The sequence below is a fragment of the Paenibacillus gallinarum genome, from assembly GCF_014836635.1.
Taxonomy (GTDB): domain Bacteria; phylum Bacillota; class Bacilli; order Paenibacillales; family Paenibacillaceae; genus Paenibacillus; species Paenibacillus gallinarum.
Genome location: NZ_JACSQL010000023.1, coordinates 19,346 through 33,441 on the forward strand (window position 1 = coordinate 19,346; position 14,096 = coordinate 33,441).

Below are 14,096 nucleotides of genomic sequence, written 5' to 3' on the forward strand. Positions count from 1 at the left end.
GCTATCACAGGCGCGAAATGAAGCGGTTTCATTTTACTGATCACACTCATTGAATAATTTGCAGAACAGAAATCAAATCTATCTAAATATTTAATTAAGAGGAGTAAAATCTAATATGAAAAAGCAAGTATTTAACCCTTATCTTCCAGGTTATGAATATATTCCAGATGCGGAACCTCATATATTCGATAACCGACTCTATATCTTTGGAAGTCATGACCGCTTTGGAGGGAATGATTATTGTGAAGAAGATTATGTGTGTTGGTCTGCTCCTGTAAGTGATATGTCTGACTGGAAATATGAAGGGGTAATCTATAGGAAAGATCAGCATCCATATAAAATTGGAACAGGGAATCTTTATGCACCAGATGTAGCAAAAGGTCCAGATGGACGTTATTATTTATATTATTCTATAGCTGATTCGAGTATTATTTCAGTTGCAGTATGTGACACTCCAGCAGGTCAATATAAATACTACGGGGACGTGCGTTATACCAATGGTCATATTGCTGGGAGTGATAAGTCTGATTATTTCGAATTTGATCCTGCCGTGCTGGTAGATGATGATGGACATATTTATATTTATTCCGGTTCCGGACAAAAAACCAATGAGAAATTTGGACATCCGGTTGTTGGGGCTTTTGTTCGAGAATTGGATTCAGATATGCTTACGCTATTGACAGAACCTAGAATTATCATGCCTGCAGATGAAGATAGAACAAAGCCGCATTTTTTTGAGGGTTCTTCTATGCGTAAAATTAACGGTTTATATTACTTTATTTACTTCTCTACTGATATTACCGGATTAAATTATTGTACAAGCAAATATCCTGATAGAGACTTTATATATCGGGGACGTTTACATTCGTCCAGTGATCTCGGACTTAATGACCGACCAATAAGCAATGCAGTAAATCCAATTGGTAATAATCATGGGAGTATTGAATGTATTAATGGAAGGTATTATGTGTTTAACCATCGGCATACAAACCGCTCGTATTTTTCTAGACAGGCTGTGGCCGAGCCTATATCAATTCAATCAGACGGAACTATTCTGCAGGCAGAAAGCACCAGTTGTGGGCTCAATGGTGGTCCTCTCACAGAAAAAGGTGAGTATCCGGCCTATATTGCCTGCAATCTTATGAATAAAATGATAGATGGAAAACGCAACCCATTAAGTGGGCCTTATGTAACGCAAGAAGAAGTAGATGGTAAAGAACATCCAATACAATATATTGCTAATATAAAGGATGGTTGCTTAGTAGGATACAAGTATTTTCAAATTTCTGATGCGAATAAAATCTCTGTTCAAGTTCGTGGGATCGCTAAGGGCAATATTAAGGTGCTTCTAGGAGAGGAAGGTGCTCTTTTTACTGAAATTCCAGTAAATATTAGTTCAAATGAATGGATGGTATATGAGAATGAGTTTGGTATAAACTCTGATGTACATCCTATTTTCTTTCAGTATGAAGGAGAAGGTACATTAGAAATGCTCGCTTTTACAATCTCTTGAAATTGTTGTTTTACATATAAAAAGTCTACAGTTATGATTTTTGGTTTTTTCTGCACACTGGTTTTAAGAGAAAGTGATTTCATTCGCTTTTTTCCAAAATCGCTAAAAGACAAAACGTATGTTATGTTGTGATTTCTTCTGCAACACGTGCATTTTACAGACGTCCTGGTCCAGTATGAGAAAAAGTTTTGACCGGTGTGACAGAGTCTTTCACATAAAATCATTGCTCGTAGATTGCACGAATGTTTTCAGCCAAGATAGTACGTGCATCTGCTTCGCAACTGAATGGAAGTACACGGTGCTCCGACTGTTGTGTACAAGCGGTATTCCTTTTCATTTGGTATTTGAAACTCGATCCATTCTGTTGACCGCATAGCTTCTTCTTTCGCGGACTCTGTTACACTGAATGTGTCGGGTATCCGGGAAAGAAAAGGGACTCCTTCTTAATTTCCTAATTGTAAAGATTATACACGAGGCAAATCCGTTGGGTCAGTATGCAAATGGATTCAATTTTAAGAACCGCTAATTCTTACTGGATTAGCGGTTTTTTTAAAAAAAAAGTTGAGTGAAGAGTGAAAGCGAATTAACGAACGGCTGGATTTCTTCGGTATTGATTTGGTGTTAATCCCGTATATTTCTTAAACATGCTTGAAAAGTAACTTTGATCATTGAATTGAAGAAGCATACAAATGTCCGCCACAGAATGTTCAGAATGGATAAGTAATTTTTGAGCTTCTTTTATTTTTTCATCTTGAATGTATTTTCCAAGCGGTTTGTTGGTTTCTTTTTTAAAAAGCTGTGACAAATAAACGGGATTCAAATGAACCATGTCTGCCAGATCCTTAATAGAAATTTGCCCGAAAATATGATTGAATATATAGTTTTTACAAACTTGTACAGCTTTAGAGTGATTATTTTCTCTGTTTTCATTCATACGGTCAACTAATGAAAATAAGAAGTCATTTCCAATCAACTCGACTTTTTGTAGTTCAGAAGTTTCTTCTACTTTTTGAATGCTAACATCACTCATCGTATAAGCGATTTCAGGGTAAAGCCCGCCGTCAATTGCTGCTCTCGTTGCAAGTGCAATAGAGATAATGGTTTGATTTTTAATATTACGTAGGTGGCTTTTTTTTGAAAGCAGGCCCACACCCTCAATTTTGATCGTATCCAAATGCTGCTGCAATTCTTCCTTATCCCCTTCTTTTACACATTGCCAGATTTTCTGTTCGACTCCATAATCCATATGAAAAGAAGCATCAAGGCGGCGGTTGCGTAACAATTGTTCAAAATGGGTTGCTTCGGATTTTTCAGAATTCTTCATTTGGGATTTAACTAATTCTTCTTCAAGCGGTTCTTGGCATATTAAATAGTAAGTAAGGCAGCAAAGAGACAAAATGCGTTTTTGGTTTAACCACTCTAATTGGCTGTAATAAAGGAACAATTCTTCCTGATAGGCGGAAGATATTTGAAGGTCCTCGCTAATACCATATACCATGCTTTCGGTCACTTCGTAGGAAGAAAAAGGTCCTATTATTATCGTTTCGATTGAAGACAAATGAAATACAATAAACGTCTCTAGATAATTCGTTTTTCTAATTAAGGGAAGGTTTTGCTGATCTTCAGGTTGAATAAGCCGGCGTATAAACTCTTCTATTGAATGAAAAAGAGGATGTTTCACCTGATCTCCATAGCTAGAAATGAGATTGTTTTTATTATTTAAAATGACAATGGGAACGTTATATGCATCACAGATTATTTTAGAGATAGCTTTTAAGTTCTGTGTCATTATTACCACTCCTCATTCTTCAGAAAAATAATGCGATTAGGTATATTTTACTATAAAAATATATAAATACACATATTTTTTATTCAGCAAAAAGATTAATCTTACATTAAGTTGAAAGCGTTATCAAAGTGAAAATCAAGAAAAAAAGGGAGGGTAGAAAGTTTAAGAAGTGCGACCTTTGTTCAATAGTATGTGCTACGTTTTTTCTCGCCTTAAAAGATCTTTGGTGATTTATAGAAGAATGTATAACCTTTCTTCCCTAATAATGATTAGAAGAGGGAGCTCGGTAATTTTATTATCCGAAAGGAGACTGGGATTTTGAAGGCTGAACATGTAATAGAAGAATCTATAGAAAATAAGGGACCAAGAAAAGGGACCAATCTCGGGGTAGATGCTCAGGGAATCCAGAAAACTATGAAAAAGCGGCATTATTTAGGAGATGGGGCGGGTCAGGTTCCATTAAATGCTGTTACCGGTCTGGTTGGCATGGTAACTTTTTTCTATACGGATAAAATTGGAATGTCTGCTGGAGTTGTCGGTACTATATTATTATTGGCTCGTGTATTGGATGCGTTTACAGATATATCTATGGGAATTCTTCTCGAAAAGACTAAATCGAAATATGGAAAGGCACGTCCTTGGCTGTTATGGATGGTGATTCCCACTCTGCTTTCAATTATATTATTGTTCACAGTTCCAAAAGGCGCTTCATCAACAGTACAAAACATTTATGTATTTATAACGATTGTGCTGGCGACAGGAATTGTATATACGGCTACTGCTATTCCTTATAACAGTATTGTAGCTTTACGGACTAGAAGCTCAGAAGAAAGAGGAAAGATGGGAATTACCCGGTCTATTTTTGGATATATCATTGGTATGATCGTCGCCATTGCTTTAATTCCTATTACAAACCTGTTAGGAGGAGATCAAAGAGCCTGGGTTATCGTTGGTGCAGTGATTGCTGTTGTTTCAAGTATTTGTTTATATCTAGCTTTTCTTGCTTCAAAAGAGGAAGTTACTGAAGCGCAGGTACAGGATAAAGAAGACGCCGTAACACTAAGAGAAGGTCTAGGGCTATTGTTTAAAAATAAGTACTGGGTCATTATGTTTTTTGTTTTGTTGTTGATGAACATGATGTCTGTTTTAACTGCCTCAACAGGAATTTACTACACAAAATACATTCTTGGTAACGAAAATCTGATCGGTGTTATGGGAGCTGCAGGTCTTATACCTGTTGTACTAGGGTTTGTTGCTGTGGGTCCAATGGCCAAAAAGTTTGGCCTTGCCAAAGCAGTTCGCATTGCTTTAATCTTGGGTGGAGTTGCCGCTTTAATAAGGTGTTTTATGCCGTATAGCTTTATGGGAGCACTCGTTTTGGGAGGGGTAACTTCATTTGCTACGATTCCTTTAATGGCATTGAGTATTGTATTGATCAACAATACAGTTGAATATGGGGAATGGAAATTTGGTAAACGAACGGTAGGAATGATTAATAGTGGCAATAGCTTTGGAGGAAAATTAGGAAGTGGTCTTGGAGCTGCCATAATTGGATGGATTCTTGCTTTTGGACAGTATGATGGCACGTTAGCTGTACAACCAGATTCATCTATATTGAGTATTTTGGCTCTGACGGTTTATCTTCCATTCGTTTTCTTTGTTATTATTTATCTTCTCTTGCGCAAATATGATCTGGATTTAAAATACCCTCAGATTGTAAAAGATCTTGAAGAAAGAAAAGCAAATTAATAAAAGTTGACGAAAAGCCCTTAGAACGAAGAAAATTCGAAAAGATAGTTGACAGGTAAACCCCTCTATTAACACAAAAGAGGGGTTTTTTGAGCCTTACAATTTATAGTATAGTGCGTATCTGAACAAAACAATGTGGGTCCTATTTTTTAATGCTTTAAAAATAACTTGAGAAAGTCCTATTATATTATCATCCACAACAATGAACTTTTCATATACAAAAGAAAAGCCTAAATAAATAATTTTATATATTTAACAACAAAATTATTTAAATGTGCATATATCTTTGAATACTAAAAGATTAATCTAATTACAAGCTGAAAGCGTTATCTATAAAATTTAAATAAGATATAAAAAAGTAGGAAGTGAATAGTATGCGATTTGAAAATATCAGCCTGAATAATAAAAAGGAAGTGGTGTTGTCAGCCTATTTATTGGACAATTCAGCGGAATTCAACAATGTTAACGCTCGGCCAGCTGTGTTGGTATTTCCAGGAGGCGGATATTACAGTACCTCTGATCGGGAAGCAGAACCGGTAGCGATGGCTTATTTGGCAGAAGGATTCAATGCATTTGTGCTTCGCTATTCAACAGGAGAAGGTTCGGAATTTAAAGCCGCTTTAAAGGATGCAGAAGAAGCCATTGCCCTAATACGAGAAAAAGCTGAATTGTGGGGAACAGATGCCAATAAGATTGCTGTTGTTGGCTTTTCTGCTGGTGGGCATCTCGCAGCCGCGTTAGGAACAATGGGAGGAACTAAGCCGAATGCCCTGGTGTTGGGCTATCCATGTATCTTGGATTCAATCAATCTTGCTTTTCCAATTCCTTCATTGGATCGGAAAGTGGATTCTTCCACACCTCCCACTTTCTTGTTCTCAACCTTTGAAGATGGAGTTGTGCCGGTTGAACATACCCTTCGCTTTATGCAAGCGTTAAATGAACAAAACATTGCGTTTGAATCGCATATTTTCCAGAAGGGCGTCCATGGACTTTCGGTAGCCAAGCCCTTGTCTTCTTCAGGAGTGAAGTCTTTTGTGGATAAAGACTTTGCTCAATGGTTTGGATTAAGTGTTTCCTGGCTTCACAAAGTGCTAGGAGATTTTCAAGCAGACAAAGAAAGCTTAATACCGGATGCGGAGGAGGTAAAGGAGTATTCAAGTGAGGTTATGCTCGGAGCGTTGCTGGATTACCCTGCATGCAGAAACCTGCTGGTTGAGTATATTCCTGCTTTTGCAGACAAGGAGTTGGTGAAAGGTGTAAGACCTTATTCACTAAGTCTTATTAACCGACATCTGCCTAATCCTCTTTCAAAAGAGTCACTTTTAGAACTAGACAAGCGTTTAAAAGCCATTCCTTACATCAAATAAAGTGTGAAATGGAGTTTTCTATATGAAAAAAGGTATAAATAGCATTGTTCAAAACATGACATTAGAAGAAAAAGCCGTACTGTGTTCAGGAGCGGATTTCTGGAGCACGAAAGCAATTGAACGGTTAGGAATTCCCTCGATTGCTCTGGCGGACGGGCCTCATGGTGTCCGGAAACAAGATGGTGAAGCAGACCATCTCGGCTTAAATAAAAGCATTCCGGCTACATGCTTTCCAACGGCAGCTGGAATGGCAAGCTCCTGGAATCGCGATTTAATTCATCGAGTTGGACAAGCATTAGGAAAAGAAAGTCAGGCGGAAGGAGTTTCCATCTTGCTGGGTCCTGGAGCTAATATAAAGCGTTCACCGCTTTGTGGACGTAACTTTGAATATTTTTCTGAAGATCCTTATTTAACGGGTGAAATGGCGGCAGCTCATATTACGGGGGTGCAAAGTGAAGGAGTCGGGACATCTTTAAAGCATTTTGCTGTTAACAATCAGGAGCACCGCCGCATGACAACGAATGCGGTTGTAGATGAACGGACATTGAGAGAAATCTATTTGACCGGCTTTGAAATAGCCGTGAAAAAAGCGCAGCCGTGGACAGTGATGTCTGCTTACAACAAGGTAAATGGAACATACTGTTCTGAGAACGAAGAACTTCTGACAAAGATTCTGAAGAAAGAATGGGCGCACGAAGGAATCGTTGTATCAGATTGGGGAGCTGTAAATGAAGCTGAGAAAAGTGTAGAAGCCGGAATGGAACTCGAAATGCCAGCCAGCTCTGGTTCGGGTGCTAAACGTATCTTGGAAGCAATTGAAAAAGGAGAGCTTTCAGAGAATGCCCTGGATGAATCAGTTAAGCGGCTATTGAAGGTCATCTTTAAAGCTGCGGAGTCACAGAAAGAAGGAGTAACCTACGATAAAGAAGCGCATCACCAGCTGGCAAGAGAAGCAGCAACGGAATCGATGGTTCTTTTGAAAAATGAAAATCAGATTTTACCTTTATCTAAAGCAGGCCATGTTGCTGTAATTGGAGATATGGCAGAGCATGTCCGGTATCAAGGAGGAGGCAGCTCGCATATTAACCCAACCCAATTGGATTCTATTTATGGAGAAATCGTAAAAACAGCTGGGAAAGATGCCTCCGTTACTTTTGCGCGTGGATATGATGTGAATCATGATCAGGCTGAAGAAAAAGACTTGTTGCGTGAGGCGATGATACATGCCTCTACAGCTGATGTAGCAGTCATTATCTCAGGGTTGCCAGACCGGTATGAGTCAGAAGGGTATGATCGGAAGCATTTGAGTATTCCTGAAAACCAGCAGGAGCTGATTAAAGCTGTTGCATCCGTGCAGCCAAATACAGTGGTTGTCCTATGCAATGGGTCAGCTGTAGAAATGCCTTGGGTCCATCAAGTGAAAGGAGTGCTTGAAGCATACTTGAGCGGCCAGGCAGCTGGCGGGGCAATCGCTGATTTGTTATTTGGCGACGTAAATCCAAGCGGGAAACTGGCTGAGACATTCCCTGAAAATCTGGAAGATACACCTGCTTACTTGTTTTTCCCCGGAGAAGGCGATCAAGTGGAGTATCGTGAGGGCATTTTCACTGGCTACCGGTATTACGATACCAAAAAAGTGAGTCCACTGTTCCCATTCGGATTTGGACTTAGCTACACGAGCTTTAGCTATTCAGGTTTAGCGGTTGATCGTAAAGAAATAACTGATGAAGAGAAATTGACTGTTCAGCTCCAAGTGAAGAACATCGGCAGCCGATTTGGAAAAGAAATTGTTCAATTGTATGTGTGTGATGCTCAGTCAAGCGTTTCACGTCCGGAGAAAGAGCTAAAAGGATTTGCGAAAGTAGCTCTTCAGCCGGGTGAAGAAAAAACAGTCCGTTTTGAGCTTGATAAGCGCAGCTTTGCCTACTTTAATACAGATTTAAATGATTGGTATGTAGAATCTGGAGAGTTTGAACTTTTAGTTGGACAATCATCTGCTAATATTGTGCTGAAAGATACAGTATTTGTCCAATCGACTGCAGAGGTTGTTCCGGTTTTCCACCGCAATACGACACTAGGCGAGCTCATGAGCAATCCTAAAACCGCAGTTATTTTGGAACAGATGCAAAGTATGATGGAAGGCAGTGCAGAAGCCGGCGCTTCAGATGCAGTATCATCGGATATGATAGAGGCAATGATGCAACACCTGCCGCTGCGTGCGTTAATACCCTTTTCGCAAGGAAAAATGAGCGAAGAGGTGCTGGAGGAATTGCTCCGCCGGTTTAACGAAGCCGTAAAGCCGCCGTCATCATTGAAATTAGAGCGTGTTAGTTTAGGAGGAGAAAATGATTAATTTATCAGAAGTTAAAATAGGTACGTTGCTGGAAAATAAACAGACCTTGGAAGTATTGGAAAAGCATATGCCTGAGTTTGTGAATGAACCGATATTTAGTTTGGCTTCTGATTATACATTATCTCAGTTTGCTGCGCTACCTCAAGTAAATCTTCCTGAAGAAGTGTTAGCATCGATTCAAAAAGAGTTGGATCAGACCCGGCCAGTTGAGCCTGCACTTAATGAAACGAATAGATCAGCCGAACGTAAGAAAACAGATCCAGAACGTATTCACGAAGGACAAGTGATTGTGATTACAGGTGCAGCCAGCGGCATTGGAAGAGCAAGTGCACAACTGATGGCTGAAAAAGGAGCAAAAGTGGTCCTTGTTGACTTCCAGCAGGAAGCTGGAAAAGAAACATTAAAAATGATTCAAGACAATGGCGGAGAGGGCATTTTTATTCAAGCAGATGTTTCTATGAGCGAAGATGTACAAAATTATTTGAATCAAACAATAAAAACGTATGGAAAAATAGACGTGCTTTTCAACAATGCGGGTGTGCTGCAAATCTTTTCCCGAATAGAAGATATTGAAGAAGATCATTTTGAGAAAATTATCGATGTGAATTTAAAAGGTGTTTTTTTAGGAATGAAGTATGCTTTAAAAATAATGAGTGAACAGGGCTACGGAAACATTATTAATACAGCCTCTACTACGGGGATTCGGGCAGAGCACAGCCTTGCGGCATACACAGCAAGTAAGCATGGTGTAATTGGGTTAACAAAAGCAGGAGCACTGGAGTATGTAAAGCGCGGCATTCGTGTAAATGCAATATGTCCTGGTGGAGTAGCAACCGCCATTACTGCAGGTGTTCCACAGCAGATCCAGGAAACAGGATACACACCGGAAGAATTTCCAAATATGCGGATTGGTCGATTCGCAGATTCAGAAGAACTGGCTGCTGTGGTTTCGTTTCTTGCATCTGGTAGTTCCAGCTATATGACCGGTTCTGTTGTACTGGCTGACGGCGGACTAACGCTTTAATAGAAAGACAAAAAATGAGGTAAAAAAAGTCGGTTTCCAAAAGAAATCGGCTTTTTCTTTGGCTTATTATATAAAGGGAGAAATGAATATGATAGGAAAAATTCGAAATTTTAGTGTTTCAGGAAAGTTCTATTTACTAATTTTTTTAGCAATTATGTTTTTAATCTTAAATGGATCTTTTGGAAATTATAATTTAACGAAAATGACAGAACGGGCTGAAAGCATGTATGAGCAGCAATTGATTCCTTCCCATATCCTTTATTACTGGGGGTGTAGTTCCACTACCAGCGAGGTGATTTAACATATACTATCTAATCACCTTTAATGTGTTTTGCACATTTGCCAGCAAAATTTGTTCCATTTCGCTAGGCGATTCCTTCATGCCGTGCTTGATCCATTCGTTTGCACCCCCCATATCGCTCCAGCCCAGAATGCGTCCAAATACTTCTGATCATGCGGTTCTTCCGAGTGTTCCGTTTCACTTAACTGAATATGTTGCCTCAAAAAATCCCACAGCCATTCTTTCCAGCCTTGCAATTCAGCCGCGAACGTAGACCTTTGCGTTCACTATGACCTATCGAGCATTTCTGTTTACATACTTACTTTCATAAAATTGTTCATTTTGTACTATTTTATCATCATGATAATCCTAACGTACCGATCATCCTCTACGTTACAATGACAACAGTATAAGACAAGATTAAGATTAAGAGAGGGAGACTGTGATGTATAAATTTAAAAAATATCAGAAACCTGAGGTTTTGCAAAATCATTTAAATCTTGGAGGGGAAAATCCTGAAGGAGAAAAGATTAATGTAACAAGTTTATATATAACACGCAATGGTAAGCCTTCTATTCCGGTCATGGGTGAATTTCATTATTCCAGATATAATAGAAGTGACTGGTATAAAGAGCTTTGTAAAATGAAAGCAGGCGGAATTACGCTTGTATCTAGCTATGTGTTCTGGATCTATCATGAAGAGAGCGAAGGGGTATTCGACTTCTCAGGTGACAATGATCTCCGGGCTTTTATATTGGAATGTGAGAAGGCCGGGCTTGAAGCTGTCATAAGGATTGGACCATGGGCGCACGGCGAATGCAGGAACGGCGGACTTCCAGACTGGCTGCTCCAGAAACCATTTAAGCTGCGTGAAAACAATCCAGAATATCTTAAGAAAGTACGTATCTTTTATGAGAATATTTCGAATCAGGTACAAGGGCTTTTCTACAAAGATGGAGGAAACATCATTGCCGTTCAGTTGGAGAATGAGTTAACCAATGATGCTGAGCATCTGGCCACGTTAAAAGAAATTGCTGTGGAATGCGGCATGATTGCTCCAATATATACGGTAACTGGATGGAATGCTGTTGAGGGAGCTCGAATTCCTGTTGATGAGGTGTTTCCTGTATTTGGGGGATACTGTGATGCTCCATGGGACGATCACCTAAATCAACTTCCGCCATCTCCTCATTATTTCTTTACTGGTATGAGAAATGACACAGGCATAGGAGCTGATCTCCTTCCTCAAGCAATTGAAGAAGATGGGCAATGGCGATTGCCATATGAAAGATATCCATTTGCAACTTGCGAATTGGGTGGAGGTATTCAAGTCACACATCACCGCAGACCAATAATTAAAGGTATGGATATTTACAGCATATCGCTTGTAAAGATTGGTGATGGTAACAATCTGATTGGCTACTACATGTACCATGGTGGAACCAATAAAATTGGCAAGCTGTCGACTTTCCAGGAATCAAAAGCAACAGGTTATCCGAATGATTATCCCATTCTTTCATATGATTTTCAGTGTGCATTATCGGAGTATGGAGAAGTTCGAGAGCAGTACAGACTGCTGAATATCCTTCATTTGTTTGCACAGGATTTTGAGGAGACACTTGCACCGATGACCAGAGTAGAAGCTGAGAATTCAGTTTCAAGAGAGGATACTACATCATTGCGATATGTGATGCGGACAGATGGTAAGAGTGGATATGTATTTGTTAACCATTATCAAAGGCTTTCTAAGCTACAAGATGTACGGAACGTTCTAATAGATACAGGTAGTGTCATATTCCCGTCGATTAATGTATGTGGAGAAGTAAGCTTCTTCATGCCGTTCCATATGGAGTTGTCAGGTATTGTTCTTGACTATGCCACAGTGCAACCGCTATGCAGAGAAGGAGATACCTACTTCTTTGCGCAAATTCCTGGAATTACACCAGAATATCAATTTAGTGATGGACAGAATATAACAGCTGAGGCGGGGTTTGAATCTGCATTTCAGGTCAACGGTACCACAGTTGTTACACTTAGTTGGGATCAGGCACGTTATCTGCGCAGACTGGATGGGGAGCTTTATGTAGGTGATGGATGTGACCTGTACAAAGTTGCTGGCGAAATTCGTTCTGTGGAAGACGGCGAATTCCAATATTGGTATTGGAATGGTGTAAGATTTAATCGACAGTCTATTCAGCAATCTTATGCAGCACCTGCTATTACGTACTATGATGTAGAACAGCCTCCTTTTGAACCGAAACATACAGAGCAACTCCATATAGGCGGGGAGCGAAAAGTCAAATGGCAAAAAATCTCCGTTACAGGATCAGAAGGGTTCTTAGATATTGATTACTATGGCGATGTTGCACAAATCTACGTAGATGAAGAACTCGTTGCTGACAGTTATTATTATGGAGATGTGTGGAGAGTACCAGCAAGGTTGTTGGATGGAAAGCAATGTTACCTTGCGGTATCGGAAATGCGAAACGATTTCTATAGAGAGTTTGAGAGCAAGAACCGTTAAGTAAGTTATACAGCAGATTTGAAGCAGCGTAGATTTATTAACATGAGTTCATGTTATTTAAAAACCAGAATCCTACATTTGAGAGGGTTCTGGTTTTGTTTAACGATGGGTACTAATCATGAACTAAGTTCATCACTTCATGGGGAGTAATCAATCCTTAGTTCATTTCCATTAATTACTGATTTATAATTATATATAAGTCTAAGATTAAAATATATCTACATTCAGATTGCAGTACTTCAGAACAGTATTGTTGTCTCATTTTGAAGGAGAGATCTAAGAGGAGCATGTTACCGTTCAGGCTTTTTCATAATAAAGGCAAGATCGAATTACCATTGTCATTATATAGCTGCGGATTACATCACCAGCACATGATGCATCGGCCTATTGGTTATCCAACATTTCAATGCATGATTTGCTTTGGAGGATCAGGGACCTTTCACTTTGAAAACATGCCTTCCATTAAGATGAAAAGGGGAGATATCTTATTTGTGCCAGGCAAGCTCGCTCATGATTATGGTCCATCAGCAACTGAACCCTGGCTATTAGGATTTATGGGAATCGAGGGAAGCTTTGTTGAGTCCCTTGTTAACGCACTACAACTTACAATTATGAAACCAATCTCAGTGAATGAATCAAAGATACAGCAGCTTGAATCAGATATCAAGGAGCTATGGCGTGTAAGCGAACCTGAGGAGAGCGATCCATATCATGCGGCTTCTACGAAAATATATAGTATGTTAACGTACATCGCTACAACAACTCAAAGCGAGAAGCCAATGCAAAACTATCGAAGCAGCACGAGCGCCAAAGAAATGCTTCGCGCCTCGGTACAATATATGGAACAGCATTATATGGAAGACTTAAGCCTCGCTAATATTGCAGATGCGGTCGGTTAATCCAAGCAGCATTTTCAACTTAAGTTTAAAGAGATATATGGCGTGAATCCCAGTCACTATCTGCAACGCCTTCGATTGCTCAAAGGGGCAGAGCTTCTATCTGAACATTCAGAGCTGTCTGTAGGTGAGCTCGCGAGAATGGTAGGTATGGATTTAAAATATTTTGTACGTATATTCAAACGAGAGCATGGAATCACTCCCGCCAAATATCGATCACGGTTTAGTACTTTATAACTTTCAAAGCCTCTTATAAAAATCGTGAAAAAACGGGCCTTTAGAATCTTCTTAGGCTCGTTTCGCGTTCAAAGAGTTCATTATCAAATAAACTGATTTAGGTGGTTATATAGATGATTTAATAGGGGGATTCAGATATGAAAGGAGGGCAAAAACATTATCATTTACAGGAGGATTTGTCGGGGGACAAGAACTTGTACCGATTACCGAAATGGACAAGAACATATTCCCATTACCGATTAGGCATCTATCTAATTGATGTTCACATGTTAACTCATTAAGCTAACGGGCAGGATAGTTTAATTCACTTCGCGATGCAGATTTTTCGGCTTAATATCGAAACTTTTTCCAAGTGTTTATAGTC

The 14,096-nt window shown here is 39.5% G+C and carries 11 protein-coding genes and 1 pseudogene; 10 read left to right on the forward strand and 2 right to left on the reverse strand.

Translation table 11 applies throughout. From position 1 onward, the window contains the following. Positions 1-115 precede the first annotated feature (115 nt). Positions 116-1,513: a family 43 glycosylhydrolase gene (locus H9647_RS24520; protein WP_191804940.1), complete on the forward strand. Its 1,398-nt coding sequence runs from the start codon at positions 116-118 to the stop codon at positions 1,511-1,513. Positions 1,514-2,096: 583 nt separating this feature from the next. On the opposite strand, the gene H9647_RS24525 is transcribed toward H9647_RS24520, so the two are convergent. After that, positions 2,097-3,302 carry a helix-turn-helix transcriptional regulator gene (locus H9647_RS24525; protein WP_191804942.1) on the reverse strand — a complete coding sequence of 402 codons (1,206 nt, stop codon included), beginning with the start codon at positions 3,300-3,302 and terminating at the stop codon, positions 2,097-2,099. A gap of 318 nt (positions 3,303-3,620) precedes the next feature. Between H9647_RS24525 and H9647_RS24530 the strand changes: the two genes are divergently transcribed. The 5 genes from H9647_RS24530 (at position 3,621) to H9647_RS24550 (ending at position 10,096) form a co-directional block, all read left to right on the forward strand. Beyond that, on the forward strand, positions 3,621-5,051 hold the full coding sequence (locus tag H9647_RS24530; protein WP_225229562.1) for an MFS transporter: 1,431 nt from the start codon (positions 3,621-3,623) through the stop codon (positions 5,049-5,051). 374 nt (positions 5,052-5,425) lie between these two features. Next, positions 5,426-6,418 carry an alpha/beta hydrolase gene (locus tag H9647_RS24535; protein WP_191804944.1) on the forward strand — a complete coding sequence of 331 codons (993 nt, stop codon included), beginning with the start codon at positions 5,426-5,428 and terminating at the stop codon, positions 6,416-6,418. Positions 6,419-6,440: 22 nt separating this feature from the next. Beyond that, positions 6,441-8,771, forward strand: coding sequence for a beta-glucosidase family protein (locus tag H9647_RS24540; RefSeq protein ID WP_191804946.1), 2,331 nt, complete (start codon positions 6,441-6,443; stop codon positions 8,769-8,771). A 268-nt stretch (positions 8,772-9,039) separates the two neighbouring features. Next, the gene (locus tag H9647_RS24545; protein ID WP_318245368.1) at positions 9,040-9,795 is read left to right on the forward strand and encodes an SDR family NAD(P)-dependent oxidoreductase; all 756 of its coding nucleotides are present in this window, start codon (positions 9,040-9,042) and stop codon (positions 9,793-9,795) included. An 88-nt stretch (positions 9,796-9,883) separates the two neighbouring features. After that, positions 9,884-10,096 carry an MCP four helix bundle domain-containing protein gene (locus tag H9647_RS24550; protein WP_191804948.1) on the forward strand — a complete coding sequence of 71 codons (213 nt, stop codon included), beginning with the start codon at positions 9,884-9,886 and terminating at the stop codon, positions 10,094-10,096. Positions 10,097-10,173: 77 nt separating this feature from the next. Here H9647_RS24550 and H9647_RS26075 read toward each other — a convergent pair whose 3' ends face one another. Next, the gene (locus H9647_RS26075) at positions 10,174-10,299 is read right to left on the reverse strand and encodes a hypothetical protein (RefSeq protein WP_263621335.1); all 126 of its coding nucleotides are present in this window, start codon (positions 10,297-10,299) and stop codon (positions 10,174-10,176) included. 221 nt (positions 10,300-10,520) lie between these two features. Between H9647_RS26075 and H9647_RS24555 the strand changes: the two genes are divergently transcribed. From H9647_RS24555 to H9647_RS24570, 4 genes and pseudogenes are all read left to right on the forward strand, one after another. Next, positions 10,521-12,599 (forward strand): beta-galactosidase, encoded by a 2,079-nt coding sequence (locus tag H9647_RS24555; protein ID WP_191804950.1) that lies wholly within the window; start codon positions 10,521-10,523, stop codon positions 12,597-12,599. 374 nt (positions 12,600-12,973) lie between these two features. After that, positions 12,974-13,498, forward strand: coding sequence for an AraC family ligand binding domain-containing protein (locus H9647_RS24560; RefSeq protein ID WP_225229563.1), 525 nt, complete (start codon positions 12,974-12,976; stop codon positions 13,496-13,498). 12 nt (positions 13,499-13,510) lie between these two features. Then, positions 13,511-13,732 (forward strand): annotated as a pseudogene (locus tag H9647_RS24565) (helix-turn-helix domain-containing protein); the annotation flags it as partial. A gap of 137 nt (positions 13,733-13,869) precedes the next feature. Then, positions 13,870-14,013 (forward strand): hypothetical protein, encoded by a 144-nt coding sequence (locus H9647_RS24570; protein ID WP_191804956.1) that lies wholly within the window; start codon positions 13,870-13,872, stop codon positions 14,011-14,013. The last annotated feature ends 83 nt before the right edge of the window (positions 14,014-14,096 follow it).